31 protein-coding genes are annotated in these 24,237 nt (G+C 53.3%); 20 read left to right on the plus strand and 11 right to left on the minus strand.

Annotated features, from left to right (window positions below):
• Window positions 1–38: 38 nt before the first annotated feature.
• The gene (locus K7B04_RS23900; protein ID WP_223803184.1) at window positions 39–1,490 is read right to left on the minus strand and encodes a hypothetical protein; all 1,452 of its coding nucleotides are present in this window, start codon (window positions 1,488–1,490) and stop codon (window positions 39–41) included.
• A gap of 124 nt (window positions 1,491–1,614) precedes the next feature.
• On the opposite strand from K7B04_RS23900, the gene K7B04_RS23905 reads away from it, so the two are divergent.
• From K7B04_RS23905 to K7B04_RS23930, 6 genes are read left to right on the plus strand one after another with little or no spacing between them, the layout of a single operon-like run.
• Window positions 1,615–2,256 carry a phage baseplate assembly protein V gene (locus tag K7B04_RS23905; protein WP_223803185.1) on the plus strand — a complete coding sequence of 214 codons (642 nt, stop codon included), beginning with the start codon at window positions 1,615–1,617 and terminating at the stop codon, window positions 2,254–2,256.
• On the plus strand, window positions 2,253–2,600 hold the full coding sequence (locus tag K7B04_RS23910) for a GPW/gp25 family protein (RefSeq protein WP_223803186.1): 348 nt from the start codon (window positions 2,253–2,255) through the stop codon (window positions 2,598–2,600). The genes K7B04_RS23905 and K7B04_RS23910 overlap by 4 nt, the downstream gene beginning before the upstream one ends.
• Window positions 2,601–2,604: 4 nt before the next feature.
• Window positions 2,605–3,513 carry a baseplate assembly protein gene (locus K7B04_RS23915; protein ID WP_223803187.1) on the plus strand — a complete coding sequence of 303 codons (909 nt, stop codon included), beginning with the start codon at window positions 2,605–2,607 and terminating at the stop codon, window positions 3,511–3,513.
• On the plus strand, window positions 3,506–4,117 hold the full coding sequence (locus K7B04_RS23920; protein ID WP_110140879.1) for a phage tail protein I: 612 nt from the start codon (window positions 3,506–3,508) through the stop codon (window positions 4,115–4,117). The genes K7B04_RS23915 and K7B04_RS23920 overlap by 8 nt, the downstream gene beginning before the upstream one ends.
• The gene (locus K7B04_RS23925) at window positions 4,114–5,100 is read left to right on the plus strand and encodes a phage tail protein (protein ID WP_223803188.1); all 987 of its coding nucleotides are present in this window, start codon (window positions 4,114–4,116) and stop codon (window positions 5,098–5,100) included. Before K7B04_RS23920 ends, K7B04_RS23925 begins: the two co-directional genes overlap by 4 nt.
• A 2-nt stretch (window positions 5,101–5,102) precedes the next feature.
• Window positions 5,103–5,261 (plus strand): hypothetical protein, encoded by a 159-nt coding sequence (locus tag K7B04_RS23930; protein WP_223803189.1) that lies wholly within the window; start codon window positions 5,103–5,105, stop codon window positions 5,259–5,261.
• Between the two features lie 76 nt (window positions 5,262–5,337).
• On the opposite strand, the gene K7B04_RS23935 is transcribed toward K7B04_RS23930, so the two are convergent.
• Window positions 5,338–5,511, minus strand: coding sequence for a hypothetical protein (locus tag K7B04_RS23935; protein WP_223803190.1), 174 nt, complete (start codon window positions 5,509–5,511; stop codon window positions 5,338–5,340).
• Window positions 5,512–5,519: 8 nt separating this feature from the next.
• Complete coding sequence (locus K7B04_RS23940; RefSeq protein ID WP_223803191.1) at window positions 5,520–6,212, minus strand: hypothetical protein; 693 nt, start codon at window positions 6,210–6,212, stop codon at window positions 5,520–5,522.
• 119 nt (window positions 6,213–6,331) lie between these two features.
• Between K7B04_RS23940 and K7B04_RS23945 the strand changes: the two genes are divergently transcribed.
• From K7B04_RS23945 to K7B04_RS23985, 9 genes are all read left to right on the plus strand, one after another.
• A complete protein-coding gene (locus K7B04_RS23945; protein WP_223803192.1) occupies window positions 6,332–6,910 on the plus strand; it encodes a recombinase family protein in 579 nt (192 codons plus the stop codon).
• Between the two features lie 64 nt (window positions 6,911–6,974).
• Window positions 6,975–8,165, plus strand: a complete 1,191-nt coding sequence (locus tag K7B04_RS23950; RefSeq protein WP_223803193.1) for a phage tail sheath protein — start codon at window positions 6,975–6,977, stop codon at window positions 8,163–8,165.
• 12 nt (window positions 8,166–8,177) lie between these two features.
• Window positions 8,178–8,696 (plus strand): phage major tail tube protein, encoded by a 519-nt coding sequence (locus tag K7B04_RS23955; protein WP_223803194.1) that lies wholly within the window; start codon window positions 8,178–8,180, stop codon window positions 8,694–8,696.
• A gap of 62 nt (window positions 8,697–8,758) precedes the next feature.
• The gene (locus K7B04_RS23960) at window positions 8,759–9,040 is read left to right on the plus strand and encodes a phage tail assembly protein (protein WP_223803195.1); all 282 of its coding nucleotides are present in this window, start codon (window positions 8,759–8,761) and stop codon (window positions 9,038–9,040) included.
• Between the two features lie 32 nt (window positions 9,041–9,072).
• Window positions 9,073–9,192, plus strand: a complete 120-nt coding sequence (locus tag K7B04_RS23965; protein WP_110140889.1) for a GpE family phage tail protein — start codon at window positions 9,073–9,075, stop codon at window positions 9,190–9,192.
• Window positions 9,185–11,614 carry a phage tail tape measure protein gene (locus K7B04_RS23970; protein ID WP_223803196.1) on the plus strand — a complete coding sequence of 810 codons (2,430 nt, stop codon included), beginning with the start codon at window positions 9,185–9,187 and terminating at the stop codon, window positions 11,612–11,614. The genes K7B04_RS23965 and K7B04_RS23970 overlap by 8 nt, the downstream gene beginning before the upstream one ends.
• 11 nt (window positions 11,615–11,625) lie before the next feature.
• Window positions 11,626–12,090, plus strand: a complete 465-nt coding sequence (locus tag K7B04_RS23975) for a phage tail protein (protein WP_223803197.1) — start codon at window positions 11,626–11,628, stop codon at window positions 12,088–12,090.
• 2 nt (window positions 12,091–12,092) lie between these two features.
• On the plus strand, window positions 12,093–13,271 hold the full coding sequence (locus tag K7B04_RS23980) for a phage late control D family protein (protein ID WP_223803198.1): 1,179 nt from the start codon (window positions 12,093–12,095) through the stop codon (window positions 13,269–13,271).
• A 111-nt stretch (window positions 13,272–13,382) separates the two neighbouring features.
• Window positions 13,383–13,601, plus strand: a complete 219-nt coding sequence (locus K7B04_RS23985; RefSeq protein WP_112933321.1) for a DNA-binding transcriptional regulator — start codon at window positions 13,383–13,385, stop codon at window positions 13,599–13,601.
• Window positions 13,602–13,763: 162 nt separating this feature from the next.
• Here K7B04_RS23985 and rplS read toward each other — a convergent pair whose 3' ends face one another.
• From rplS to ffh, 5 genes are all read right to left on the minus strand, one after another.
• The gene (gene rplS / locus K7B04_RS23990) at window positions 13,764–14,111 is read right to left on the minus strand and encodes a 50S ribosomal protein L19 (protein WP_006687325.1); all 348 of its coding nucleotides are present in this window, start codon (window positions 14,109–14,111) and stop codon (window positions 13,764–13,766) included.
• A 41-nt stretch (window positions 14,112–14,152) separates the two neighbouring features.
• Window positions 14,153–14,920, minus strand: a complete 768-nt coding sequence (trmD, locus tag K7B04_RS23995; protein WP_064543366.1) for a tRNA (guanosine(37)-N1)-methyltransferase TrmD — start codon at window positions 14,918–14,920, stop codon at window positions 14,153–14,155.
• A 30-nt stretch (window positions 14,921–14,950) separates the two neighbouring features.
• On the minus strand, window positions 14,951–15,499 hold the full coding sequence (gene rimM / locus K7B04_RS24000) for a ribosome maturation factor RimM (protein ID WP_035894946.1): 549 nt from the start codon (window positions 15,497–15,499) through the stop codon (window positions 14,951–14,953).
• Window positions 15,500–15,517: 18 nt separating this feature from the next.
• Window positions 15,518–15,766, minus strand: coding sequence for a 30S ribosomal protein S16 (gene rpsP / locus K7B04_RS24005; RefSeq protein ID WP_064543364.1), 249 nt, complete (start codon window positions 15,764–15,766; stop codon window positions 15,518–15,520).
• 109 nt (window positions 15,767–15,875) lie between these two features.
• Entirely contained in the window at window positions 15,876–17,240 is a 1,365-nt protein-coding gene (gene ffh / locus K7B04_RS24010; RefSeq protein ID WP_064543362.1) for a signal recognition particle protein, read from the minus strand.
• A 224-nt stretch (window positions 17,241–17,464) separates the two neighbouring features.
• On the opposite strand from ffh, the gene K7B04_RS24015 reads away from it, so the two are divergent.
• Together K7B04_RS24015 and K7B04_RS24020 are read left to right on the plus strand one after the other, a co-directional pair.
• Entirely contained in the window at window positions 17,465–18,256 is a 792-nt protein-coding gene (locus K7B04_RS24015) for an inner membrane protein YpjD (RefSeq protein WP_163448355.1), read from the plus strand.
• A 16-nt stretch (window positions 18,257–18,272) separates the two neighbouring features.
• Window positions 18,273–19,559, plus strand: coding sequence for an HlyC/CorC family transporter (locus tag K7B04_RS24020; protein WP_163448353.1), 1,287 nt, complete (start codon window positions 18,273–18,275; stop codon window positions 19,557–19,559).
• Between the two features lie 42 nt (window positions 19,560–19,601).
• Here the strand turns inward: K7B04_RS24020 and grpE are convergent, their stop codons facing one another.
• Window positions 19,602–20,195, minus strand: a complete 594-nt coding sequence (grpE, locus tag K7B04_RS24025; RefSeq protein WP_167575206.1) for a nucleotide exchange factor GrpE — start codon at window positions 20,193–20,195, stop codon at window positions 19,602–19,604.
• 121 nt (window positions 20,196–20,316) lie between these two features.
• On the opposite strand from grpE, the gene nadK reads away from it, so the two are divergent.
• From nadK to bamE, 3 genes are all read left to right on the plus strand, one after another.
• The gene (nadK, locus tag K7B04_RS24030; RefSeq protein WP_064543386.1) at window positions 20,317–21,195 is read left to right on the plus strand and encodes an NAD(+) kinase; all 879 of its coding nucleotides are present in this window, start codon (window positions 20,317–20,319) and stop codon (window positions 21,193–21,195) included.
• 85 nt (window positions 21,196–21,280) lie between these two features.
• On the plus strand, window positions 21,281–22,942 hold the full coding sequence (recN, locus tag K7B04_RS24035; RefSeq protein WP_223803199.1) for a DNA repair protein RecN: 1,662 nt from the start codon (window positions 21,281–21,283) through the stop codon (window positions 22,940–22,942).
• 148 nt (window positions 22,943–23,090) lie between these two features.
• The gene (gene bamE, locus K7B04_RS24040) at window positions 23,091–23,429 is read left to right on the plus strand and encodes an outer membrane protein assembly factor BamE (RefSeq protein WP_064543353.1); all 339 of its coding nucleotides are present in this window, start codon (window positions 23,091–23,093) and stop codon (window positions 23,427–23,429) included.
• Between the two features lie 65 nt (window positions 23,430–23,494).
• On the opposite strand, the gene K7B04_RS24045 is transcribed toward bamE, so the two are convergent.
• Together K7B04_RS24045 and K7B04_RS24050 are read right to left on the minus strand one after the other, a co-directional pair.
• Window positions 23,495–23,791, minus strand: a complete 297-nt coding sequence (locus K7B04_RS24045) for an RnfH family protein (RefSeq protein WP_223803200.1) — start codon at window positions 23,789–23,791, stop codon at window positions 23,495–23,497.
• Window positions 23,781–24,218, minus strand: coding sequence for a type II toxin-antitoxin system RatA family toxin (locus tag K7B04_RS24050; RefSeq protein ID WP_064543350.1), 438 nt, complete (start codon window positions 24,216–24,218; stop codon window positions 23,781–23,783). Before K7B04_RS24050 ends, K7B04_RS24045 begins: the two co-directional genes overlap by 11 nt.
• Window positions 24,219–24,237 lie beyond the last annotated feature (19 nt).

A 24,237-nucleotide genomic window follows, 5' to 3' on the forward strand; every position in this document is an offset into this window, starting at 1 on the left:
GGCGGCATTCCCATTAAAATATCATTGAATGTTTGGTTTTACATAAAGGATATCAAATCATTGATGACTTTTTTGAATTTTTCCGCGTCATCAATAAATGCAGTATCATTGATAATAATAGTTCTTTGTGGACAAATTAACTTGGTCACTCTCATTTCAATATCATCGAGTATAGGCTGTAGGACTTCAAGATCTTTTCTTAGTTGTTTCTCAGCATCAGTAATTGTACTAAAGCCTTGATGTATTCGCTCAAAAATTCTCATTTTGAAATTAATGTCATCTTCGTTTCCTGTAAGATGAGAAAGATCACCATTCATTACTCTATTGCTACTATTGAGTGTTTCTGTTATCACTAACTCTAAAGTTTCTTTTTTAGTCAACGCTCTCATAAAATCTTTTGATTTAAATTCATTAGATATTGACTTGCCTAACGTTTCTTGGAAGATTCGACGAATAAGATAAGGCGGGGCAATAATGACGCTGAAAGGATGAATGCGACCTTTATTTAAAAGATTTTCGGTAATCTCTGACAAAACAAGCTCATTCATCTTTTTTTGTGAAATATTTATTATGAGTCTGTCAAACAGTCGTTGAACTTCTGCAATGGAACTGAGTACAGCTTTAAAATCCTCTTCTCCCATATGGCTAAAGAAATCCCGACTAAGACCGTAAAAGTCAGCAATTCCAAGACTAACTCTATGCTCTTTATCTATATTACCAATTCTTCCTTGCACGGATTTAAGATCGTCATCTGTTAAATATTTAATCCCATAATCATCCAGTGCTTTTCTGAATACTCTATCAGCCCCTTCGATATCCACTATGCTTACCGTTCTAAAAAACAAAGAAACTAGGTTGCTATAATTATAAACGCGAGCAGTTAAGTCTATAGAGTTTGAAAAGGAAAAAGACAACCCCTTAAATAAATTCAACACATTGTCAACTGGTGGGTTTTCCCTGAAGCAAGAAAATGACTCGTAATCATCAGTGACTTGTTTGACATAATTGTCAAACCTACCTTCATTGACCTCTACATCTAATTCACTGATATGAGAATTAAGAAAAATAGCAGCGGGCTCAGATAGATCCATTGCAGCATAGAGGTGGTATTGATGAGTTGCTGGGGTAGGCATTAATGAGTTATCAAGAAGGTAAAAAAGCAAGAATTTTATTACTTCCTTGATGACTACAGGCCTGCTAATTCGGCTGGTTATCTTTTTACACTGAATAACTCCGCAAACAATGTCATTACGATACAGAATGCAATCCCGACCTCGTTCCCCAACACCTTGCATTAAAACTATTTTTGTGAATAGGGGGTGTTTCCCCTCATCTATTTCACGCTTCACCAACAAATAAGAAAGTAGTTCAAACTCCCTATCGCCTAAATCAGTAAATGGTAATGGGGCTATACCAGACTCTATAGTTGGGGGTTTATATCCTGCACTTGCTTCCAGATCAATTTGGGTATCGCTTATTGCTTTTATCACAATAAAGACTCCTACATTCCTATTCATAATTTATGTGTATCAGCATGCCTAACTTAAGTTGTGCTGTCCATGGTAAAACGCTGCTAGGTTGCTGTTCCGTACCCCAGGCAACATCATCCAGTGTATGAATACTCTCACAACTCTTCAGGATGTATTGCGCCTCCTGCGTAACATGATACGCACTGGCGTCATCGTCGAAGTCGACCTCGATGACGGGCGTTGTCGCGTCCAGACTGGCGGCATCGTTACCGACTGGCTTCAGTGGCTGACGACGCGCGCCGGTCGCTCTCGCACTTGGTGGGCTCCGTCTGTGGGCGAGCAGGTTTTACTGCTGGCCGTGGGCGGCGAGCTCGACACCGCCTTTGTGCTGCCGGGTATTTTCTCTGATGACCATCCCGCGCCGTCGGCGTCGGCTGATGCATTTCACATCACCTTTCCTGATGGCGCGGTTATCGAATACGAGCCGGAGACCGGCGCGCTGACCGTAAGCGGCATCAAAACCGCAGACGTGACGGCGTCGGATTCTATCACCGCGACGGTGCCGCTGGTGACGGTGAAAGCCGAGACCCGCATCACCCTCGATACCCCGGAAGTGGTCTGCACCAACAAACTGACGGCCGCAACGCTCGAGGTCACCAAAGGCGGGAAGATGAGCGGCGATATCGAGCACACCGGCGGCACGTTCAAATCAAACGGCATAGCGGTCGATGACCACAACCACGGCGGCATTCAGCGCGGTAACGACTGGACGGAGGGCACGAAATGACGACCCGTTATATCGGCATGAGTCGCGAGACCGGGCGCGCTATCACAGACGTTGAGCATATCCGTCAGAGCTGTGGCGACATTCTGCGTACGCCGGTCGGCTCTCGCGTGATGCGCCGCGATTATGGGTCGCTGCTGTTCTCCCTGATTGACCAGCCGCAGACCGACGCGCTGAAGCTGCAAATTATGTGTGCCTGTTATATGGCGCTGCTGAAGTGGGAACCGCGCATCAGCATCAGCGCGCTGACGGTTGAGCGCCAGTTTGATGGCCGGATGGTTGTTGACCTGACCGGCGAAGTTAAAGCCACCGGCAAACCACTTTCTATAACCATCCCTGTGAGTTGAATCTATGGCAACTATTGACCTGAGCCAGCTCCCCGCGCCCGACTTCGTGGAAACGCTGGATTTTGAAACCATTCTCGCGGAACGCAAAGCGACGCTGGTCTCGCTTTATCCTGAAGAGCAACAGGAAGCTGTTGCGCGCACTCTCGCCCTCGAGTCTGAGCCGCTGGTGAAATATCTGGAGGAAAACGCCTACCGCGAAGTCATCTGGCGTCAGCGCGTGAACGATGCCGGGAAAGCCTGCACGCTGGCCTATGCGAATAATAACGACCTCGACGTGATGGCCGGGAACAACAATACCGAGCGTCAGACTGTGACACCTGCCGATGACAGCACTATCCCGCCGACACCGGCGGTCATGGAATCCGATGCTGATTTGCGGCTACGCGCGCAACAGGCGTATGAGGGGCTCAGCGTGGCCGGGCCTGTCGGTGCGTATGAATATCATGGCCGCAGCGCTGACGGGCGTGTCGCTGATATATCGGTAGTCAGCCCGTCACCGGCCTGTGTGACCATCACCGTACTTTCACGCGAGGATGACGGCACCGCATCCGATGACCTGCTGGCCGTCGTGGAAAAAGCGCTGAACGCTGAAGAGGTGCGCCCCGTTGGCGACCGGGTGACGGTGCAGAGTGCTGAAATCGTGCCGTACCAGATTGACGCGACCCTTTATTTTTATCCGGGCCCGGAAGCCGAGCCTATCCGTCAGGCCGCTGAAGAAAAGCTCAAGGCGTATATCACCGCACAACAGCGACTCGGGCGCGACATTCGTCAGTCGGCGATTTATGCCGCCCTGCACGTCGAAGGTGTGCAGCGTGTCGAGCTGGCCGCGCCGCTGGCTGACATTGTGCTCAGTAAATACCAGGCATCCTGTTGCACCGAATACAGCATCGCTGACGGGGGTGCCGATGAGTGATAACCGGCTCTTGCCTGTTGGCTCGTCGGTGCTGGAGGTTGCCGCCGCTCGCGCGGCCGCAGATATCGAGCGTGTGCCGGTACCGCTTCGCACGTTATGGAACTGGCGTACCTGCCCGGTGCGGCTGCTGCCGTATCTGGCGTGGGCGTTTTCAGTTGACCGGTGGGATGAGAGCTGGCCGGAAGCGACAAAACGCAGCGTCATCGCCTCGGCGTTTTACGTTCACGCCCACAAAGGCACCATCGCCGCATTACGGCGCGTGGTGGAGCCGTTGGGCTATCTGATTGAGGTTAAAGAGTGGTGGGAGCTCAACGAAGAGCCGGGTACTTTCCGGCTGGTTGTGGGCGTACTCGAGACCGGCATCACCGATGAAATGTATCTCGAGCTCGAGCGCCTGATTGAAGGGGCAAAACCGGCAAGCCGACACCTGACCGGGCTCGCCATCAGCCTGAGCACCACCGGGCGCGCTTATGTGGGCGCAAGCTGCTACGACGGCGACCTGTTAACCGTTTATCCCTACGCCGCCGAGGAAATTGTCGTCGGTGGTGATTTTTATCCGGCTTCGGCCATTCATCTGATTGATAACCTGCGAGTAAGCGCATGACGACGAAATATTTTGCCATCCTGACCAATCAGGGCGCGGCGCGACTGGCAAACGCGACCGCGCTCGGTACAAAACTGAATATCACACAAATGGCCGTCGGTGACGGGGGCGGTACCTTGCCGACACCTGACCCGGCTCAGACAAAACTCGTTAACCAGACCCGCATCGCCCCGATTAATTCGCTGGGCGTGGCTGCTAACGACGCCGGTCAGATTATTGCCGAGCAAATCATCCCGGAGAATGAGGGCGGTTTCTTCATTCGTGAAATCGGTCTTTATGATGAAGATGGCATATTGATTGCTGTCGCCAACTGCCCGGAAACCTATAAGCCGTTACTGGCCGAGGGTAGCGGTCGAACGCAGACCATTCGTATGATTCTGGTTGTCTCGAGCACGTCGGCGATCACCTTAAAAATCGACCCGTCAGTCGTGCTGGCGACCCGCAAATACGTCGATGATGCGGTCATTGAGGTGAAGGGTTACGCCGATAAGCTCATGAAAGACCATGAAGCAAAGGCAAACCCTCATAAACAATACCCGCTTATCGAGAACGCCCTCAAAGAAATGGCCGACGCCGGGCTGATTAACAAGGTTCTCGAAAACCTTGGTTTAGGAGATGTTGTACTCCTCAAGCAATTTACGTCACTCCGTTCGGGAACGGGCTATCGAAAATCACCTGATGGCCACATTAAAATGTGGGGAACCGTTATTACATCTACTTTGGGCGCTGGTGTTGGCGGGTCGTGGTCAGTAGCGTTACCCACAGCATTTCCAAATGAAATGCTAACTGCCTCTGTGAGTCTGGGGATGGGGGCGACCGGGGGTGGTGTATTTGCTTCGGTGATGGATGTTGGTTCTCCGTTTACCGGTACCGCCGATACAAGGTTACCTGCATCAAAAGCAACAACTATTGGCGGTTATGTCGTTAACGGAATGAGCGCCGCATCTAAGATTCTTCTACGTTGGGAATGTGAGGGATATTAATTATGGCTTTGTATTACAGTGAGAGCACAAAAGGTTTTTATGACACAGACTTTGCAGATTATGACCTTCCCGCCGACGTTCAGGAAATAACTGAACAACAGCGTGAAAAACTTATTACAGAATCGATGGCGACAATTATTATTGATTTTAATCAGGGGTAATAAGTCCGAAAACATCCTGAACAAAATTACTTTAAACGCTATCAATTTAAAAGCGGCATAATATGCCGCTTTTGTTTCAAATATCATTCATCAGGTTAAATTGGTCCACAATACGTCCTACGAAATCCTGATAGCGCTCATCTGTTTTTGCTATCTCTTCGACACCTTTCAGCTCTGGCTGCGGAGAGGAAAAAGCAGAGATAACCTTTTCCTTTGATTCATCTGAAAAAAGCACGAAAACACGATTCATCTTTCCTCCTAAAATACATATCCGTTTACACCAAAAAATGCTGATGCAAACTCGCCATTGGCTGTGTATGCGTAAATATAAACTGTTTGTGGTGTTATCAGCGGAACGTCTTTGTAAGTAATAAGATTACCCGTATTACTTGTTCCGGTGCTTATCTGCCCTATTCCTGTTTTATCACCAGCAACAACCCAAATGCAGTTTGTAGGAGCAAGAGTGCCGTTGCTTTGCCCATGACCAGAAACGCTGACAGCATTCAAGGGCACAAACTGGCTGAATGAAACTGGGTGCAGCTCTGTTGAAGGTACCGTTGTGCTATATGCAGTCTGTAAGGACATATAAATATTTCGCCCCAACTGATAGCCCACCGTAAACTGACCAGATGCTACCCGCCACACGCTAACAAGGGCCGATGCCGTATATCCAACGGGCATATTTTCTCCGCTGTACTTCTCCGGTGCAGTGATAGCCGTAGCGTCAACACCCAGCAATGCTGTCGCCCCGCTTGTTGGGTTTAAAATCGCGTAAATAGCGATAAATCCCGCCTCCGGTACATTTCCCGCATCCATCCCACCCGCGCCAGTTGTGGCAACGTTAATCGTCTTATCAAATTCACTTAGGCGGTATTGTTTCCCGGTGCTTGTTTCCACGATCAGCTCATCGGCGGTAAAGGTAGCTGATTGGGTTGCGCTGGTAACACTCATGCGCGCATTTCTGGACTGCCCGACGACGCCAGAAAACGATTCTCGCAATTGAACGTTTGAGAAAATGCAGTTTTCCCGCCGGGCTGGCATCATTCCGGCTTTTGCATAAGGGAAAACAGATGCAGGTTGGCTATGTGCGCGTATCAACAAATGAGCAAAACACCGCGCTACAGCGTGACGCGCTGGAACGGTCGGGATGTGAGCTAATTTTCGAGGATAAAATCAGCGGGAAATCGACCAACAGGCCGGGACTCAATCGCGCTTTAAAGCGACTTCAGGCCGGTGATACGCTGGTTGTCTGGAAGCTCGACCGGCTCGGTCGTAGCATGCGGCACCTTGTCTCGATGACTGAAGAGCTTCGACAGCGCGGCGTTAATTTCAGAAGTCTGACCGACAGTATCGATACCTCAACGCCGATGGGGCGTTTTTTCTTTCACATCATGGGCGCACTTGCGGAAATGGAACGCGAGCTGATTGTCGAGCGCACCCGCGCCGGGCTCGATGCAGCTCGCGCACAGGGAAGAGTCGGAGGTCGTCGGCCAAAGCTGACCCCTGACGAGTGGGCTCAGGCCGGGCGGCTTATTGCCGCTGGTGAATCCCGTCAGCGTGTCGCGCTGATTTTTGATGTGGGCATATCGACGCTATATAAAAAATTCCCGGCGACTCATTCCGTTGTGTCAGCCACCGCCGAACCCTGACAAATAGCCGCATACAGGCGTAAACCAGACAATATCACTCACCCCAACTAACGGAGTTAAACGGATGAGTGATTATCATCACGGCGTCGAAGTCGTCGAAATTAACGACGGCACACGCACAATCTCGACGGTATCAACGGCGGTTGTCGGCATGGTCTGCACGGCCAGTGATGCTGACGCCGATATGTTCCCGCTCAATGAGCCGGTGCTGATTACCAGCCCGCAAAGCGCTATTGCAAAAGCTGGCACCAAAGGCACCCTGGCAAAATCACTACAACTTATCGCTAACCAGTCAAAACCGGTCATCGTGGCTGTGCGTGTCGCAGAAGGCACTGGCGACGATGAGGAAACCGCTCAGGCGCAAACCATTTCTAACATCATCGGTACCACGGATGAGAACGGCAAATACACCGGGCTGAAAGCGCTGTTAACGGCGAAAGCGGTCACCGGCGTGAAACCTCGTATTCTCGGTGTGCCGGGGCTCGAGACTCAGGAGGTTACAACCGCGCTTGTCTCTGTGGCTCAGAAGCTGCGCGCTTTTGCATATGCCAACGTATGGGGCTGTAAAACGGTTTCCGAGGCGATCGCCTACCGCGAAAACCTCAGTGGCCGTGAGTTGATGCCAATCTGGCCTGACTTCCTCGGATGGGATACCACGAAGAACGCGACCGACATTAGCTTTGCGAGCGCCGTTGCGCTGGGGCTTCGGGCCAAAATTGACAATGACACCGGCTGGCATAAAACCCTGTCAAACGTCGCGGTCAATGAGGTAACCGGCATCAGCGCATCAGTCTTCTGGGATTTGCAGGAAAAAGGCACCGATGCTGACCTGCTGAACGAAACCGGTATCACGACGCTGATTCGTGAAGATGGTTTCCGCTTCTGGGGTAACCGTACTTGCTCCGATGATCCGCTCTTCCAGTTTGAGAACTACACCCGCACCGCGCAGGTCATCGCCGATACGATGGCTGAGGGTCATATGTGGGCGGTGGATAAGCCGATCACCGCGACCCTGATTCGCGACATTATCGACGGTATCAACGCGAAATTCCGCGAGCTGAAAAACGGCGGTTACATCATCGATGCTAAATGCTGGTTTGACCCCGAGGCTAACAGCAAAGAAACACTGAAAGCCGGTCAACTACTTATCGATTACGACTACACGCCTGTCCCACCGCTCGAACGTATGACGTTACGCCAGCGCATTACTGATAAATATCTGGCGAATCTGGTCTCGTCAGTGAACAGCAAATAAGGAGCCTGACCCATGGCATTACCGCGCAAGCTCAAACTCATGAATCTGTTTATCGACGGGGTGAGTTATCTCGGCGTCGTGCAGTCCGTCACGCTGCCGAAATTAACCCGCAAGCTCGAGAATTATCGCGGCGGCGGGATGAATGGCTCGGCACCGGTCGACCTCGGTCTTGATGACGATGCGCTATCGACTGAGTTTTCCCTCGGTGGCTTCCCTGATGACGCCATCTGGTCGCTATACGCTGCCACCGGCACGGCCTCTGTCCCGCTGCGTTTTGCCGGGTCTTACCAGCGCGACGACACCGGCGAGACCGTGCCGGTTGAGGTTGTTCTCCGTGGCCGTCAGAAAGAAATCGACCTCGGCGAAGCCAAACAGGGAGAAGACACCGAGTCGAAAATCTCGCTCGCGTGTACCTATTTCAAGCTGACGATGAACGGCTCGGAACTGGTCGAAATCGACACGGTGAGCCTCATCGAAAAAGTGAACGGTGTCGACATGATTGAGGCGCACCGACAAAACATCGGCCTGTAATTTCTGCCCCGGTCAGCACGTCTGGCCGGGCATCCTGAAACCTGAATTTAGAGAGAAATATCATGGAAAAAACTAACGAAAACATCGTCAAATTGATTAAAACAATTACCCGCGGCGAGCAGGTGATCACCGACGTCACCCTGTTAAAACCGACCGCCGGAACCCTGCGCGGCGTCAGCCTGGCATCTGTCGCAAACTCCGACGTCGATGCGCTGATTAAAGTGCTGCCGCGCATGACCATGCCGTCACTGACCGAGCAGGAAGTCGCCGCGCTGGAGCTGCCCGACATGCTGTCATTTGCCGCTAAGGTGGTCGGTTTTTTGTCACCGAATTCGGCGGCTTAACCTTCCCGAAAAAACTCTCGGTCGATGACCTGATGGCTGACATAGCGGTAATTTTCCACTGGTCGCCATCAGACCTGTATCCCATGAGCCTGACCGAGCTCATCAACTGGCGTGAAAAAGCGCTACAGCGAAGCGGAAACACGAATGAGTGATAACCTCAAACTCGAAGTGCTGCTGAAAGCTGTCGACCAGGCGACCCGACCCTTTAAAGCGATCCAGACGGCGAGTAAATCGCTGTCTGGTGATATCCGCACGACTCAGCAATCCCTGCGTGATTTGAATGGTCAGGCGTCGAGAATCGACAGTTTTCGCAAAGCCAGCGCACAACTGGCCGTAACCGGTCAGTCACTGAAACAGGCAAAGCAGGAAGCCGCCGCGCTGGCCGTGCAGTTTAAAAACACCGAAAACCCGACTCGCGCACAGGCTCGCGCGCTCGAACTCGCGAAGAAAAGCGCGGCTGACCTTCAGCTCAAATATAACGGTCTCCGGTTGTCCGTACAGCGTCAGCGTCAGGAGCTCAGTCAGGCCGGGATTAATACCCGCAAACTGTCGAGCGATGAGCAACGCCTGAAAACCACCATCAGTGAAACAACCGTACAGCTTAACCGCCAGCGTGAAGCACTGGCGCGCGTCAGTACGCAACAGGCGAAACTGAGCGCAGTTAAATCGCGCTATGAGTCCGGGCAAAAGCTCGCTGCCGGTGCGCGTAATGCGGGGATGGCGGGGACCGGCCTCGCTATGTCAGGGTTATATGCTGAATCGCGTTTTATCGCGCCGGGCATCGGTTTTGATAAACAGATGTCAGGTACTCAGGCGATTCTCGGTCTTGAAAAAGGGGATGCAAAGCTCGCGGCGATTCGCCAGCAAGCGCGCGATATCGGCGCAACGACCGCCTTTTCACCCGGTGATGTTGCCCGTACACAAACCACGCTGGCGCGCTCAGGTTATAAGGCCGATGACGTGCTGGCCGCGACGGGCTCAACGGTCAATCTGAGTCTTGCCGCCGGTGTCGATATTGCTGAAGCTGCCGACATTATCACGAATATGCAATCGGCCTTTAACCTGCCGACGACCGAGATTCAGCGTGTTGCTGACGTGATGACCAAAGGCTTTACGTCCTCGAATACCGGCCTCGTTGAGCTGGGCGAGGCGATGAAATACGTCGCGCCGATCGCCGAGGCCGCAGGGGCGAGTATTGAGAGCACGACCTCGATGCTGGGTGTGCTGGCCGATAACGGTATCAAAGGCTCGATGGCCGGTACGGGCGCGAGTGCTATCTTTAACCGTCTACAGGCTCCTATGGGTAAAGCCGTCGACGCGATTGCTGAATTAGGCGTTAAGACCCGCGACAGCAAAGGCAACATGTTACCGGTCGAGGGCATCCTCAAAGACATTCACACCTCTTTTGCTAAAAACAAACTCGGGACGGCTGAACAGGGCGAATACCTCAAAGTTATTTTTGGTGAAGAGGCGATGAAAGGCGCGATCAAGCTGGTTGCCGCCGCCGGTGATGGCTCGCTCGATAACAAACGCCGCGAGATTCAGAACTCCGCAGGGACGACTGAGCTCATCGCAAAAATCCAGACTGACAACCTCGACGGGGATTTAAAAAACCTTCAGTCAGCGTGGGAAGACCTGCAAATCGAGGTATTCGAGAAACAGGATTCAGCACTTCGCAAGCTGACAAATACCGCAACCGACTGGATAAGTACCGTTGCAGCATGGACAAAAGCGAATCCTGAACTGACGAAAACGCTGTTCACCGTCGTGACTGCCGTGCTGTCGATTATTGGCGTGCTGGGCGGTATCGGTCTGATTGCGTGGCCGGTCATCGCCGGGATTAATGCCATTATCGCCGCCGCGAGTCTGCTGGGTACCGTCTTTACCGTGGCCGGTAGCGCTATTGTGACGGCACTCGGTGCAATCACGTTGCCGGTTGTGGCCGTTGCGGCGGCGGTGGTCGCTGGCGCGCTGCTGATTCGCAAATACTGGGAGCCTGTCAGCGCCTTTTTCGGTGGTGTCATCGAGGGGCTGATGAGCGCCTTTGCACCGGTCGGGGAAATGTTCGCGCCACTGGCGCCCATCTTTGACGGTCTCGGCGAAAAACTTCGCGGTGTCTGGCAGTGGTTTAAAGACCTGATAGCGCCGGTGAAAGCGACTCAGGACACACTCAACAGTTGTCGTGATGTTGGGGTTATGTTCGGTCAGGCGCTGGCCGATGCGCTGCTGATGCCGCTTAATGCCTTTAACAAGCTGCGAAGCGGGATTGATTGGGTGCTCGAAAAACTCGGAATTATCAACAAAGAATCCAGCTCGCTTGACCAGACCGCAGCGAAAGCCAATGCGGCGACGCAGAACGGCTACAGCCCCGCTATCAGTTCATACAACAGCTATCAGCCGGTCACGGCACCCGCCGGTAAAACCTACATTGACCAGAGTCGGCCAACCTATCAAATCAACGTGCCGGGCAATGGTATGCCGGGCGGTCGGTTGGGTAACGATTTGCAGGATGCATTAGAAAAATATGAGCGTGAGAAACGCGCTAAAGCTCGCGCAAGCATGATGCACGATTAAGGAGACTGATTATGATGCTGGCACTCGGTATGTTTGTTTTTATGCGTCAGACACTGCCCTATCAGAGCATGCAGCGCAGCGCGGATTATCGCTGGGCGTCTAACTCTCGCGTAGGGAAGCGTGACGCTTTTCAGTACCTCGGCGAGGGGGAAGACAACATCACCCTGAGCGGTGATTTATATCCTGCCCTGACCGGCGGTAAGTTCTCGATGCTGGCGCTGTATACGATGGCCGAGCAGGGGCGCGCGTGGCCGCTTATTTCGGGGGATGGCCGGATTTATGGGATGTTTAAAATCGGCAATGTCTCGGAGACCGGCACGGTATTTTTTGAGGATGGGTCGCCACGAAAAATCAGTTTTACCCTGTCACTGACCCGTGTCGATGAGTCGCTCGCGGTGGTGTATGGCGATATCGGCAAACAGGCCGAGAGTCTGGTCGGGAAAGCTGGCGATCTGCTGTCGATGGTGGGGGCATAATCATGCTGGATATTATCACCGGCGCGGGTGCCACACTGACGCCCGACTTTATGCTGACACTGGAAAGCAAAGATATCACCGGCAATATCAGCGATCGACTGATTAACCTCTCGATGACGGACAACCGGGGATTTGAGGCCGACCAGCTCGATATTGAGCTCGACGATAGTGACGGGCTGGTCGTATTGCCGATTCGCGGCGCGGTGCTGTCACTGTATCTCGGGTGGAAAGGATTCTCGCTGGTCGGTAAGGGACGATTTACCGTCGATGAGGTGGAGCACCGGGGCGCACCTGATACGGTGACCATCCGCGCACGGAGTGCGGATTTTCGCGGCACGCTCAATTCCCGCCGTGAAGAGTCCTGGCACGATACCACGCTCGGCGCTATCGTCCACACGATAGCAGAACGGAACAAACTAACGGCCAGCGTCGCCGAATCACTCGCGGGGATCCAGATTCCGCATATTGACCAGTCGCAGGAATCCGACGCCGTTTTCCTGACACGTCTCGCGGAACGTAACGGCGGCGCGGTGTCGGTGAAAGCCGGTAAATTGCTGATGCTCAAAGCGGGGAGTGGCACCACGGCCAGCGGAAAGCCCATCCCTCAAATCACGATCCAGCGCAGTGACGGCGACCGGCATCAGTTTGCCATTGCTGACCGGGGTGCTTACACCGGCGTGACCGCTAAATGGTTGCATACCAAAGACCCGAAACCGGCGAAGCAAAAGCAAGCGGTGAGGCTGAAGCGAAAGCCCAAAGTGCAGCACCTCAGGGCGTTACAGCACCCGAAAGCGAAACCGGTGAGCAGTAAGGCTGCAGCGAAAAAAGAAAAAGAGCAGGAAGCTCGCGAGGGTGAATACATGGCCGGTGAGGCTGACAACGTTTTCGCGCTGACGACCATTTACGCCACGAAGGCGCAAGCGATGCGCGCGGCTCAGGCGAAGTGGGATAAATTGCAGCGTGGCGTTGCTGAGTTCTCGATTATGCTGGCGACTGGCCGAGAAGATATTTACCCCGAAATGCCGGTCAGGGTATCGGGCTTTAAGCGCGTCATAGATGACCAGCCGTGGATAATCAGTAAGGTGACCCATAACCTCGGCGGGAATGGCTTCACGACGGCTGTGGAGCTCGAGGTGATGCTTTCTGGTGTGGAGTATGAGGACGAAGATGGTGACGATTAAAGCAAGGCATATTGTGAGTTGCAAACCCTTAACGGCAAAAATGCACATCGAGACTTGCAAATGTAAGTTATAGGATTATCATTCTCTCAAGCCAGTAGAGGGGGAAAGATTATGATGCACTGCCCATTATGTCAGGATGCAGCTCACGCAAGGTCCAGCCGGTACCTGAGTATGGAAACGAAAGAACGTTACCACCAATGTCAAAATATCAACTGCGGATGCACCTTTGTGACCCACGAGACTCTCGCTCGATTCATTGTGAAGCCGGGTGAAATTGAACCAGCCCCGCCCCACCCGACCCGGCATCAACAACATCAGCTTTGGCTTTAGAACCTGCTTCGGCAGGTTTTTTATTATCTGCTATCAGTGGACACCTGTGGACACAAAACAATTCTACGTGGACATTCCGTGGACATGAAGACAAAAAAAGGGGTTAGCATTTCGCTAACCCCTTGTTTTCTAACACGCTTTGGATGCAGCGTGAAAGCGCTCTTAGTTAAGACGCTCTTTGATACGAGCAGACTTACCAGTGCGCTCACGCAGGTAGTACAGTTTAGCTTTACGTACAGCACCACGACGTTTAACAGCAATGCTGTCAACTACCGGAGAGTGAGTCTGGAAGACACGCTCAACGCCTTCGCCGTTGGAAATTTTACGAACAGTGAATGCAGAGTGCAGACCGCGGCTACGAATAGCGATAACCACGCCCTCAAATGCCTGCAGACGTTTTTTGGAACCTTCAACAACCCATACTTTCACTTCCACGGTATCACCCGGACGGAAGGAAGGTACGTCCTGCTTCATCTGTTCTTGTTCAAGTTGCTTAATAATGTTGCTCATAATTTAATCTCTTATCCTGGGTAAACTGATATTTGGGGGTCTCAGACCAGCCCATCATGTTTATGTTGCTGTTGCGCGTGTTCCTGTTTGAACTCCGCCAGCAACCTTGCTTGCTCTTCAGTCAGAGCCAGGTTTTCCAGAAGTTCAGGTCTTCTAAGCCAGGAGCGGCCCAGCGACTGCTTCAAACGCCAGCGACGTATCTCGGCATGGTTTCCCGACAGCAGAACCGGCGGTACTTCCATTCCTTCCAACACTTCAGGGCGGGTATAGTGCGGACAGTCCAGCAACCCGTCAGCAAACGAATCTTCGATTGCTGATGCTTCATGACCCAGTACACCCGGAATAAACCGGGAAACGGAGTCGATCAGCGTCATTGCCGGTAACTCTCCACCGCTGAGAACGTAATCGCCGATAGACCATTCTTCGTCAATCTCGGTCTGAATCACGCGCTCATCGATACCTTCGTAGCGACCACATACCAGAATCAGCTTTTGATTCGTGGCCAGTTCGCTGACGCCTGCTTGATCAAGCTTGCGTCCCTGAGGTGACAGATAAATCACCTTTGCGCCTTCACCTGCCGCGGCTTTTGCTGCATGAATGGCGTCCCGTAAAGGTTGTACCATCATTAACATCCCCGGTCCGCCGCCGTAAGGACGATCGTCCACGGTACGGTGCCGGTCATGCGTGAAGTCACGAGGACTCCAGCTCTGGATGCTCAGCAGGCCATTTTTTACTGCCCGGCCAGTTACCCCGTAATCGGTAATTGCGCGGAACATTTCAGGAAACAGGCTAATTATGCCAATCCACATAGCGCCGTCTTTTACCGTTTATCCGGTGGTTTAAAAACCAGGATCCCAATCTACTTCGATAGTACGAGTAGCGAGATCGACTTTCTTGATAACCTGCCCATCGAGGAACGGAACCAACCGCTCCTTGATGCCAAATGCATCTTTCAGGTTTGCCTTAATGACGAGAACGTCATTCGACCCGGTTTCCATCATATCGATGACTTTACCGAGACCGTAGCCTTCCGTGGTCACTACCTGGCAGCCCATCAGGTCTTTCCAGTAATAGCTTCCATCTTCCAGCGCCGGCAGCTGCGAGGAATCCACGATAATTTCGCAGTTCGTCAGCAGATTCGCGGCATCGCGATCGTCAACGCCTTTCAGCTTAATAACGATATCCTGATTGTGGTAGCGCCAGCTTTCCAGCTCAACGGTCTGCCACTGACCCGCCTTCTGGATTAACCAGGGCTGATAGTCAAAAATGCTTTCGGCGTCTTCGGTGGAGGAAAACACTCTGAGCCAACCACGGATACCGTAGGAAGAACCCATTTTCCCCAATACGATCGGATCAACAGGTGCTTGTGCGGTGTGTTGCTTGCTCATCATGACCACCGTGACAGATTAAGCTGCTTTTTTAGCTTCTTTGATCAGCGCAGATACGCGATCAGAGATAGTTGCGCCCTGGCCAACCCAGTGTGCGATACGGTCCAGATCCAGACGGGTGCCTTCTTCCGCGCCAGAAGCGATCGGGTTGAAGAAACCAACGCGCTCGATGAAGCGACCGTTACGTGCGTTACGGCTGTCAGTAACAACAACCTGGTAGAACGGACGCTTTTTAGCGCCGTGACGTGCTAAACGAATAGTTACCATAACATCCTCTTGTGTGAATAGAACAACCGGGCCCCATCGAGGGAAGGGGCCCGGTGTCATATTAAAAGCCCGAAAATTTTACTCATTTTTGGGCAAAATGCAATCCGTATTATCTGCCGGGGAATCCTGGGGGCATCATACCCTTCATTCCGCGCATCATTTTCATCATGCCGCCTTTCGACTTCATCTTTTTCATCATGCGCTGCATGTCGTCGAACTGCTTGAGCAGACGGTTCACGTCCTGCACCTGCAGGCCGCAGCCCTGGGCGATACGACGCTTACGGGAACCTTTGATGATTTCCGGCTTCGCGCGCTCTTTCAGCGTCATCGAGTTGATGATCGCTTCCATACGCACCAGCACTTTGTCATCCATCTGCGATTTAACGTTGTCTGGAATCTGGCCCATGCCCGGCAGCTTGCCCATCAGGCTCGCCATGCCGCCCATGTTTTTCATCTGCTTGAGCTGTTCCAGGAAGTCGTTCAGGTCGAAACCATCGCCCTTCTTCAGCTTGGTCGCCAGCTTCTCAGCCTGCGCGCGGTCAACCTTGCTTTCGATATCTTCGATCAGCGACAGCACGTCGCCCATGCCGAGGATACGGGAAGCGATACGGTCCGGGTGGAACGGCTCCAGCGCTTCGGTTTTCTCGCCGACACCGAGGAATTTAATCGGTTTGCCGGTAATGTGACGAATAGAGAGTGCCGCACCGCCGCGCGCATCGCCGTCGACCTTGGTCAGCACTACGCCGGTCAGCGGCAGCGCTTCGTTAAAGGCCTTAGCGGTGTTTGCCGCATCCTGACCGGTCATCGCGTCGACAACAAACAGGGTTTCAACCGGCTTAATGGCCGCGTGAACCTGCTTGATTTCGTCCATCATCGCTTCGTCAACGTGCAGACGACCGGCGGTATCCACCAGCAGCACGTCGTAGAATTTCAGCTTCGCTTCTTTCAGCGCCGCGTTAACGATATCGATAGGCTTCTGGCCAACGTCAGACGGGAAGAAGTCCACACCAACCTGTTCAGCCAGGGTTTCCAGCTGTTTGATCGCCGCCGGGCGATAAACGTCGGCAGAAACCACCAAGACTTTCTTCTTGTGCTTCTCGCGCAGGAATTTACCCAGCTTACCGACGCTGGTGGTTTTACCCGCACCCTGCAGGCCCGCCATCAGCACGACTGCCGGCGGCTGCGCGGCGAGGTTCAGCGTCTGGTTCTCTTCGCCCATCGCCGAAACCAGTTCGCTACGCACGATTTTGACGAATTCCTGACCCGGAGTCAGGCTTTTGTTAACTTCATGACCAACCGCTTTTTCTTTTACGCGATTGATAAAATCACGCACTACCGGCAGCGCAACGTCAGCCTCCAGCAGCGCCATGCGCACTTCGCGCAGCGTCTCTTTTACGTTGTCTTCAGTAAGGCGTCCACGGCCACTGATATTGCGCAGCGTGCGCGACAAACGATCGGTTAAATTATCAAACATTGTCTCTCGCCTGGGGTGGAAACGGTGAGTCGCTTACGCGACAAAAAAACGGAAATTTGCGGGAGTATAACACGACACCGGGCGAGTTGTGAGGCCGTGGTTGGCGCTGATATCGCGTAACGTGACGCCATCCCCCTCACACCACCTGTGCGCCTTGATACAACTCGAGGGATTTTGCGTATATACTGCTTCTCTTTCTTCACTTTGACGACTGCCGACTCTTTATGCCTGTGTTTGCCCTGCTCGCGCTTGTTGCCTACTCCATCAGCCTGGCGCTGATCATCCCCGGACTGCTGCAAAAAAACAGCGGCTGGCGGCGTATGGCGATTCTTTCCGCCACCGTGGCGCTGGTGTGCCATGCATTTGCGCTGGAAGCCCGTATCCTGCCGGGCGGTGACAGCGGGCAGAATCTCAGCCTGTTAAACGTTGGCTCGCTGGTGAGCCTGATGATCTGTACGGTGATGACCATCGTTGCTTCGCGTAACCGCGGCTGGCTGCTGTTGCCCATCGTCTATGCCTTCGCGCTGATCAACCTCGCCTTCGCCACCTTTATGCCCAATGAGTTTATTACCCATCTGGAAGCGACGCCGGGGATGATGGTGCATATCGGCCTGTCGCTGTTCTCCTACGCAACGCTGATTATCGCCGCTCTGTATGCGCTACAGCTGGCATGGATTGACTATCAGCTCAAGAATAAGAAGCTGGCGTTCAATCACGAAATGCCGCCGCTGATGGTCATTGAGCGCAAAATGTTTCACATCACCCAGGTTGGCGTCGTTCTGCTCACGCTGACCCTCTGTACCGGCCTGTTTTACATGCATAACCTCTTTAGCATGGAAAATATCGACAAGGCTGTCCTTTCCATCATCGCCTGGTTCGTCTATATCGTGTTGTTATGGGGTCACTATCACGAAGGGTGGCGCGGCCGCCGGGTGGTTTGGTTTAACGTGGCGGGCGCTGGCATTCTGACGCTCGCCTACTTTGGTAGCCGCGTGATTCAACAATTCGTGGGCTAAGTACTAAGGAATTCTCTTGGAACATATCTCTACCACCACGCTGATCGTGACGCTGATCATCATGGTGGTCATCTCCGCCTATTTCTCCGGTTCTGAAACCGGCATGATGACGCTCAATCGCTATCGACTACGTCATCTGGCGAAGCAGGGCGACAAATCCGCGCGGCGAGTTGAAAAGCTGCTGAAAAAGCCTGACCGTCTCATCAGCCTGGTGCTGATTGGCAACAACCTGGTCAATATCCTGGCTTCCGCGCTCGGTACCATTGTCGGCATGCGCCTGTATGGCGATCTGGGCGTCGCCATCGCTACCGGCGTGCTGACCTTTGTGGTACTGGTGTTCGCTGAAGTGCTGCCCAAAACCATCGCCGCGCTCTACCCGGAAAAGGTCGCCTATCCCAGCAGCTTCCTGCTCGCGCCGCTGCAAGTTCTGATGATGCCGCTGGTCTGGCTGCTTAACCTCATCACCCGCATCCTGATGCGCATGATGGGCATTAAAACCGACATCACTATCAGCAGCGCGCTCAGCAAAGATGAGCTGCGCACCATCGTGAATGAATCCCGCTCGCAGATTTCACGCCGCAATCAGGACATGCTGCTGTCGGTGCTGGATCTGGAAAAGGTCAGCGTCGATGACATTATGGTGCCGCGCAACGAAATCGTCGGTATCAACATCAACGACGACTGGAAATCTATCGTCCGCCAGCTCACCCACTCGCCACATGGTCGCATCGTGCTGTACCGCGATAGCCTCGACGACGCCATCAGTATGCTGCGCGTGCGCGAAGCCTACCGTCTGATGACCGAGAAAAAAGAGTTCACCAAAGAGGTGATGCTACGCGCCGCCGATGAGATTTACTTCGTGCCAGAGGGAACGCCGCTCAGCACCCAGTTGGTGAAATTCCAGCGCAATAAGAAGAAAGTGGGACTGGTGGTTGACGAGTATGGCGATATTCAGGGGCTGGTGACGGTGGAAGACATTCTGGAAGAGATCGTCGGCGACTTCACCACCTCTATGTCACCATCGCTTGCCGAAGAAGTTAACCCGCAAAATGATGGCTCCGTCATTATCGACGGCGGCGCCAACGTGCGCGAACTGAATAAAGCCTTCAACTGGCACCTGCCGGAAGACGAAGCGCGCACCATGAACGGGATGATTGTTGAAGCACTGGAAGAGATTCCGGCGGCAGGCACGCGCGTTCGCATTGCCCAGTATGATATCGATATTCTCGAGGTGCAGGATAACGTGATTAAGCAGGTGCAGGTGAACCCGGTGAAACCGCTACGGGAAAGCGTGAAGGATTAAAGATATCCCCTCTCCCCGGCTGGGGAGAGGGTAACGCGAAGGTTATGCCTTCGCTTTCGCAACAGACACCATCGCCGCGCGAATAGTACGACCGTTCAGGGTGTAACCCTTCTGCATCACCATCAGCACGTTGCCAGCGGCCACTTCGTCAGACTCCACCATCGCAATCGCCTGGTGAACGTTCGGATCCATCGGCACGTCGATATCGGCGACAACCTGCACGCCAAATTTCGCGACCACGTCCAGCATCGACTTACGCGTCAGTTCAATACCTTCGATCATCGCCGCCATCGCGTCGCCGTCTTTGTTGGCCACTTCCAGCGCGCGGTCCAGGCTATCCAGCACCGGCAGCAGTTCGTTGACGAATTTTTCCAGCGCAAACTTGTGCGCCTTCTCAACGTCAATTTCAGTGCGACGACGCAGGTTTTCCATCTCGGCCTTCACACGCAGTACGCTTTCGCGCTCGCGAGTTTCGGCTTCCGCCAACTGCGATTCAAGGTTCGCAATTTTTTCGTCGCGCGGATCCACCTGCTCAGCAGAAGCGTCTGGTTCAACCGCCTCAACTTCTTCGTGCTGATCCATGATAATTTCTTCCGGGGATTGCCCCTCAGGCGTTTTCTGTTCTTTACTACTCATGAATTTCTCCGCGTTTTTTCGCAATCATCTCGCTAACTTGGCTTATTATGGGGATAAGATTTCGGGTTTCAAGGGAAGCTCTCACATTGTCACCAATCTTCGGCACAAGGACATTCAGAAAATGAACAATCATTTCAAGTGTATCGGTATTGTAGGACACCCTCGTCACCCGACGGCCCTGACGACACATGAAATGCTCTATCGCTGGCTGTGCACCAAAGGCCTCGATGTGATTGTTGAGCGCCAGATAGCCCAGGAGCTGAAGCTCGATAATGTGAAAACCGGCACGCTGGCCGAAATTGGTCAAAAAGCGGATCTCGCGGTGGTGGTTGGCGGCGACGGCAATATGCTCGGCGCGGCGCGTACTCTCGCGCGCTACGACATCAGCGTCATTGGCATTAACCGCGGCAACCTCGGCTTCCTGACCGACCTTGACCCGGACAACGCCCATCAGCAGCTTGCCGACGTGCTGGACGGCAATTACATTGCTGAAAAGCGCTTCTTACTGGAGGCTCAGGTATGCCAGCAGAACTGCCAGAAGCGGATCAGCACCGCCATCAACGAAGTCGTGCTGCACCCGGGCAAAGTGGCGCACATGATTGAGTTCGAAGTGTATATCGACGAGACCTTCGCCTTCTCCCAGCGCTCCGATGGCCTGATTATCTCCACCCCAACCGGCTCCACCGCCTACTCACTTTCCGCCGGCGGGCCGATTCTCACCCCATCATTAGATGCGATTACTCTGGTGCCAATGTTCCCGCATACGCTCTCCGCGCGCCCGCTGGTGATTAACAGCAACAGCACCATCCGCCTGCGTTTTTCGCACCGCCGCAGCGACCTGGAAATCAGCTGTGATAGCCAGATTGCCCTGCCCATCCAGGAAGGCGAAGACGTATTGATCCGCCGCAGCGACTATCACCTGAATCTCATTCACCCTAAAGACTACAGCTATTTCAATACATTAAGCACAAAACTTGGCTGGTCAAAAAAATTGTTCTAATTTTATCGCCGCCTCTTTACTGGATAAAAAACCAGTCTATACTGTATGAAAACACAGTTATGGGTTTTCATACAGGAAAGCGGCTATGTTGGCACAACTGACCATCAGCAATTTTGCAATCGTTCGTGAACTTGAAATCGACTTCAACAGCGGCATGACGGCCATCACCGGGGAAACCGGTGCGGGTAAATCTATTGCAATTGATGCCCTCGGGCTGTGCCTGGGCGGTCGAGCGGAAGCCGACATGGTCCGCGTTGGCGCCACACGCGCCGACCTCTGCGCGCGCTTTGCGCTAAAGGACACGCCTGCGGCCTTGCGCTGGCTTGAGGAAAACCAGCTGGAAGATGGCCGCGAGTGCCTGCTGCGCCGCGTCATCAGCAGCGATGGTCGTTCTCGTGGCTTTATTAACGGCACGGCCGTACCGCTTTCCCAACTGCGAGAGCTGGGCCAGCTGCTTATTCAGATCCACGGCCAGCACGCACACCAGCAGTTAGTTAAATCCGAACACCAGAAAACGCTGCTTGATGCCTACGCAGGCGAATCGACTCTCACGCATCAAATGGCGGAAAATTACCGTCTCTGGCACCAAAGCTGCCGCGATCTGGCGGCTCACCAGCAGCAAAGCCAGGAACGCGCCGCGCGAGCCGAGCTGCTGCAATACCAGCTGAAAGAGCTGATCGAGTTCAATCCGCAGCCCGGTGAATATGAACAAATCGATGAAGAGTACAAGCGCCTTGCAAATAGCGGCCAGTTACTCTCCACGAGCCAGCACGCGCTGGCTATCCTGGCCGACGGCGACGACGTAAACCTGCAAAGCCAGCTCTACACAGCCCGTCAGTTGGCCGGTGAACTGGTGAGCATGGACAGCAAACTCTCCGGCGTGCTGGATATGCTGGAAGAAGCGGCCATTCAGCTCAGCGAGGCCAGCGACGAGCTGCGCCATTATTGCGATCGCATGGATCTCGATCCAAACCGTCTGTTCGAGCTGGAACAGCGTCTGTCAAAACAGATTTCCCTGGCGCGGAAGCATCAAATCTCGCCGGAAGCGCTGCCTGAATACTGCCAGTCGCTGTTGGACGAACAGCAGTTGCTCGACGACCAGAGCGACTCACTCGAAACGCTCAAACTGGCGGTTTCTCGCTATCACCAACAGGCACTGGACACCGCGCGCCAGCTGCACGCACAGCGTCAGGCCAGCGCACAGGAGCTGGCGCAGCTGATTACCGACAGCATGCATATGCTCTCGATGCCGCACGGCCTGTTTGATATTGACGTCAGTTTTGAAGAACAGCATCTGACCGCCGAAGGTGCAGATCGTATTGAGTTCCGCGTCACCACTAACCCGGGGCAGCCGCTGCAGGCGATTGCCAAGGTCGCCTCAGGCGGTGAACTGTCGCGTATCGCGCTGGCCATTCAGGTGATTACCGCACGCAAGATGGAAACACCTGCGCTGATTTTCGATGAAGTGGACGTCGGGATTAGCGGCCCAACGGCGGCAGTCGTCGGTAAGCTGCTGCGCCAACTGGGTGAATCGACCCAGGTGATGTGTGTGACCCACCTACCGCAAGTTGCAGGCTGTGGGCACCACCACTTCTACGTCAGCAAAGAGACCGACGGCGCAATGACCGAAACCCATATGCAACCCCTGGACAAACGCGCTCGCCTGCAAGAGCTGGCGCGGCTGCTGGGGGGCAGTGAAGTCACCCGTAATACGCTGGCGAATGCGAAAGAGTTGCTGGCCGCATAAACTTTTTTGATTTCTTAGAGTCTGAGTTCACAATAAAAACGCCGTAAGACCTGATATCAAAGGTTTCCAACTTACCTCAGGTCTATTATCATCGGCACATGACATATGAGCCGCGTACTGCTCGGGCCCGAAAAGGAATCAAATCACTATGCGCTGTAAAACGCTGACTGCTGCCGCAGCGGTTCTTCTGATGATGACTGCAGGCTGTTCCACTCTGGAGCGAGTGGTTTACCGTCCTGATATTAGTCAGGGGAACTACCTGGCACCTAACGATGTAGCGAAAATTCGTCCAGGCATGACCCAACAACAGGTCGCCTACACCTTAGGTACCCCGATGATGACCGATCCGTTCGGCACCAACACCTGGTTCTATGTTTTCCGCCAGCAGCCTGGGCATGAAAAAGCAACCCAACAAACGCTGACGTTGACCTTCAACAGCAGCGGTGTGCTGACCAACATCGATAACAAACCAGCGCTGACCAAATAAGTCAGCGGTGACAAAAAAAGCGCTCATTGAGCGCTTTTTTATTGTCTGTAAATCACGGTAAGGCGCTATCCCTTTTTCTGCGCCGACTTCTCCGCCCGCTGACGGCGAAGCTCTTTCGGATCGGCAATCAGGGGACGATAAATCTCAACCCGGTCGCCGTCGTGAACTTCATCCTGCAATTTAGCAGGACGGCTATAAATACCGACCTTATTTTTGCTCAGGTCAATATCATCACGCAGCGCCAACAACCCGCTTGCCTGAATCGCCTGCTCGATCGTGGACCCTTCCTCCAGGGTGACACGCTGCACGTACTGCTTTTGCGGCAGCGCGTAAGCCACTTCCACGGCAATCTTACCCGACACGGTAAACCTCTCTGGCACGCATCGTGAATGCCTGCACCATATTCAGCGCCAGCTCTTTAAAGATACGACCAAACGCCAGTTCAATAAGCTTATTGGTAAACTCAAAATCAAGATGGAATTCAATCTTACAAGCGTCCTGGCTTAACGGCGTAAACTTCCAGCCGCCAATCAGCTTTTTAAACGGCCCATCGACCAGATGCATCAAAATGCTCTGGTTATCGGTTAAGGTATTACGCGTGGTAAAGGTCTTACTGATACCCGCTTTTGCGACATCGACCGCCGCCGTCATTTGCGTCGGTCCAGACTCCAGAACGCGGCTGCCCGTACAACCGGGAAGAAAATCCGGGTAGGCATTCACATCATTCACCAGTTGATACATTTGCTCCGCGCTGTAGGGAACCAGCGCAGTACGGCTAATCTGAGGCATAGCAATTTCCATGATCGAA

It is taken from the genome of Kluyvera sp. CRP (assembly GCF_019930565.1).
Classification (GTDB): Bacteria; Pseudomonadota; Gammaproteobacteria; order Enterobacterales; family Enterobacteriaceae; genus Kluyvera; species Kluyvera georgiana_A.

Excerpts from the sequence above, each read along its gene's own strand:
- K7B04_RS23905 (WP_223803185.1), top strand. The coding sequence starts at position 1,615 with ATGAATACTCTCACAACTCTTCAGGATGTATTGCGCCTCCTGCGTAAC.
- K7B04_RS23910 (WP_223803186.1), top strand. The coding sequence starts at position 2,253 with ATGACGACCCGTTATATCGGCATGAGTCGCGAGACCGGGCGCGCTATC.
- K7B04_RS23915 (WP_223803187.1), top strand. The coding sequence starts at position 2,605 with ATGGCAACTATTGACCTGAGCCAGCTCCCCGCGCCCGACTTCGTGGAA.
- K7B04_RS23920 (WP_110140879.1), top strand. The coding sequence starts at position 3,506 with ATGAGTGATAACCGGCTCTTGCCTGTTGGCTCGTCGGTGCTGGAGGTT.
- K7B04_RS23925 (WP_223803188.1), top strand. The coding sequence starts at position 4,114 with ATGACGACGAAATATTTTGCCATCCTGACCAATCAGGGCGCGGCGCGA.
- K7B04_RS23930 (WP_223803189.1), top strand. The coding sequence starts at position 5,103 with ATGGCTTTGTATTACAGTGAGAGCACAAAAGGTTTTTATGACACAGAC.
- K7B04_RS23935 (WP_223803190.1), bottom strand. The coding sequence starts at position 5,511 with ATGAATCGTGTTTTCGTGCTTTTTTCAGATGAATCAAAGGAAAAGGTT.
- K7B04_RS23940 (WP_223803191.1), bottom strand. The coding sequence starts at position 6,212 with ATGAGTGTTACCAGCGCAACCCAATCAGCTACCTTTACCGCCGATGAG.
- K7B04_RS23945 (WP_223803192.1), top strand. The coding sequence starts at position 6,332 with ATGCAGGTTGGCTATGTGCGCGTATCAACAAATGAGCAAAACACCGCG.
- K7B04_RS23950 (WP_223803193.1), top strand. The coding sequence starts at position 6,975 with ATGAGTGATTATCATCACGGCGTCGAAGTCGTCGAAATTAACGACGGC.
- K7B04_RS23955 (WP_223803194.1), top strand. The coding sequence starts at position 8,178 with ATGGCATTACCGCGCAAGCTCAAACTCATGAATCTGTTTATCGACGGG.
- K7B04_RS23960 (WP_223803195.1), top strand. The coding sequence starts at position 8,759 with ATGGAAAAAACTAACGAAAACATCGTCAAATTGATTAAAACAATTACC.
- K7B04_RS23965 (WP_110140889.1), top strand. The coding sequence starts at position 9,073 with ATGGCTGACATAGCGGTAATTTTCCACTGGTCGCCATCAGACCTGTAT.
- K7B04_RS23970 (WP_223803196.1), top strand. The coding sequence starts at position 9,185 with ATGAGTGATAACCTCAAACTCGAAGTGCTGCTGAAAGCTGTCGACCAG.
- K7B04_RS23975 (WP_223803197.1), top strand. The coding sequence starts at position 11,626 with ATGATGCTGGCACTCGGTATGTTTGTTTTTATGCGTCAGACACTGCCC.
- K7B04_RS23980 (WP_223803198.1), top strand. The coding sequence starts at position 12,093 with ATGCTGGATATTATCACCGGCGCGGGTGCCACACTGACGCCCGACTTT.
- K7B04_RS23985 (WP_112933321.1), top strand. The coding sequence starts at position 13,383 with ATGATGCACTGCCCATTATGTCAGGATGCAGCTCACGCAAGGTCCAGC.
- rplS (WP_006687325.1), bottom strand. The coding sequence starts at position 14,111 with ATGAGCAACATTATTAAGCAACTTGAACAAGAACAGATGAAGCAGGAC.
- trmD (WP_064543366.1), bottom strand. The coding sequence starts at position 14,920 with ATGTGGATTGGCATAATTAGCCTGTTTCCTGAAATGTTCCGCGCAATT.
- rimM (WP_035894946.1), bottom strand. The coding sequence starts at position 15,499 with ATGAGCAAGCAACACACCGCACAAGCACCTGTTGATCCGATCGTATTG.
- rpsP (WP_064543364.1), bottom strand. The coding sequence starts at position 15,766 with ATGGTAACTATTCGTTTAGCACGTCACGGCGCTAAAAAGCGTCCGTTC.
- ffh (WP_064543362.1), bottom strand. The coding sequence starts at position 17,240 with ATGTTTGATAATTTAACCGATCGTTTGTCGCGCACGCTGCGCAATATC.
- K7B04_RS24015 (WP_163448355.1), top strand. The coding sequence starts at position 17,465 with ATGCCTGTGTTTGCCCTGCTCGCGCTTGTTGCCTACTCCATCAGCCTG.
- grpE (WP_167575206.1), bottom strand. The coding sequence starts at position 20,195 with ATGAGTAGTAAAGAACAGAAAACGCCTGAGGGGCAATCCCCGGAAGAA.
- nadK (WP_064543386.1), top strand. The coding sequence starts at position 20,317 with ATGAACAATCATTTCAAGTGTATCGGTATTGTAGGACACCCTCGTCAC.
- recN (WP_223803199.1), top strand. The coding sequence starts at position 21,281 with ATGTTGGCACAACTGACCATCAGCAATTTTGCAATCGTTCGTGAACTT.
- bamE (WP_064543353.1), top strand. The coding sequence starts at position 23,091 with ATGCGCTGTAAAACGCTGACTGCTGCCGCAGCGGTTCTTCTGATGATG.
- K7B04_RS24050 (WP_064543350.1), bottom strand. The coding sequence starts at position 24,218 with ATGCCTCAGATTAGCCGTACTGCGCTGGTTCCCTACAGCGCGGAGCAA.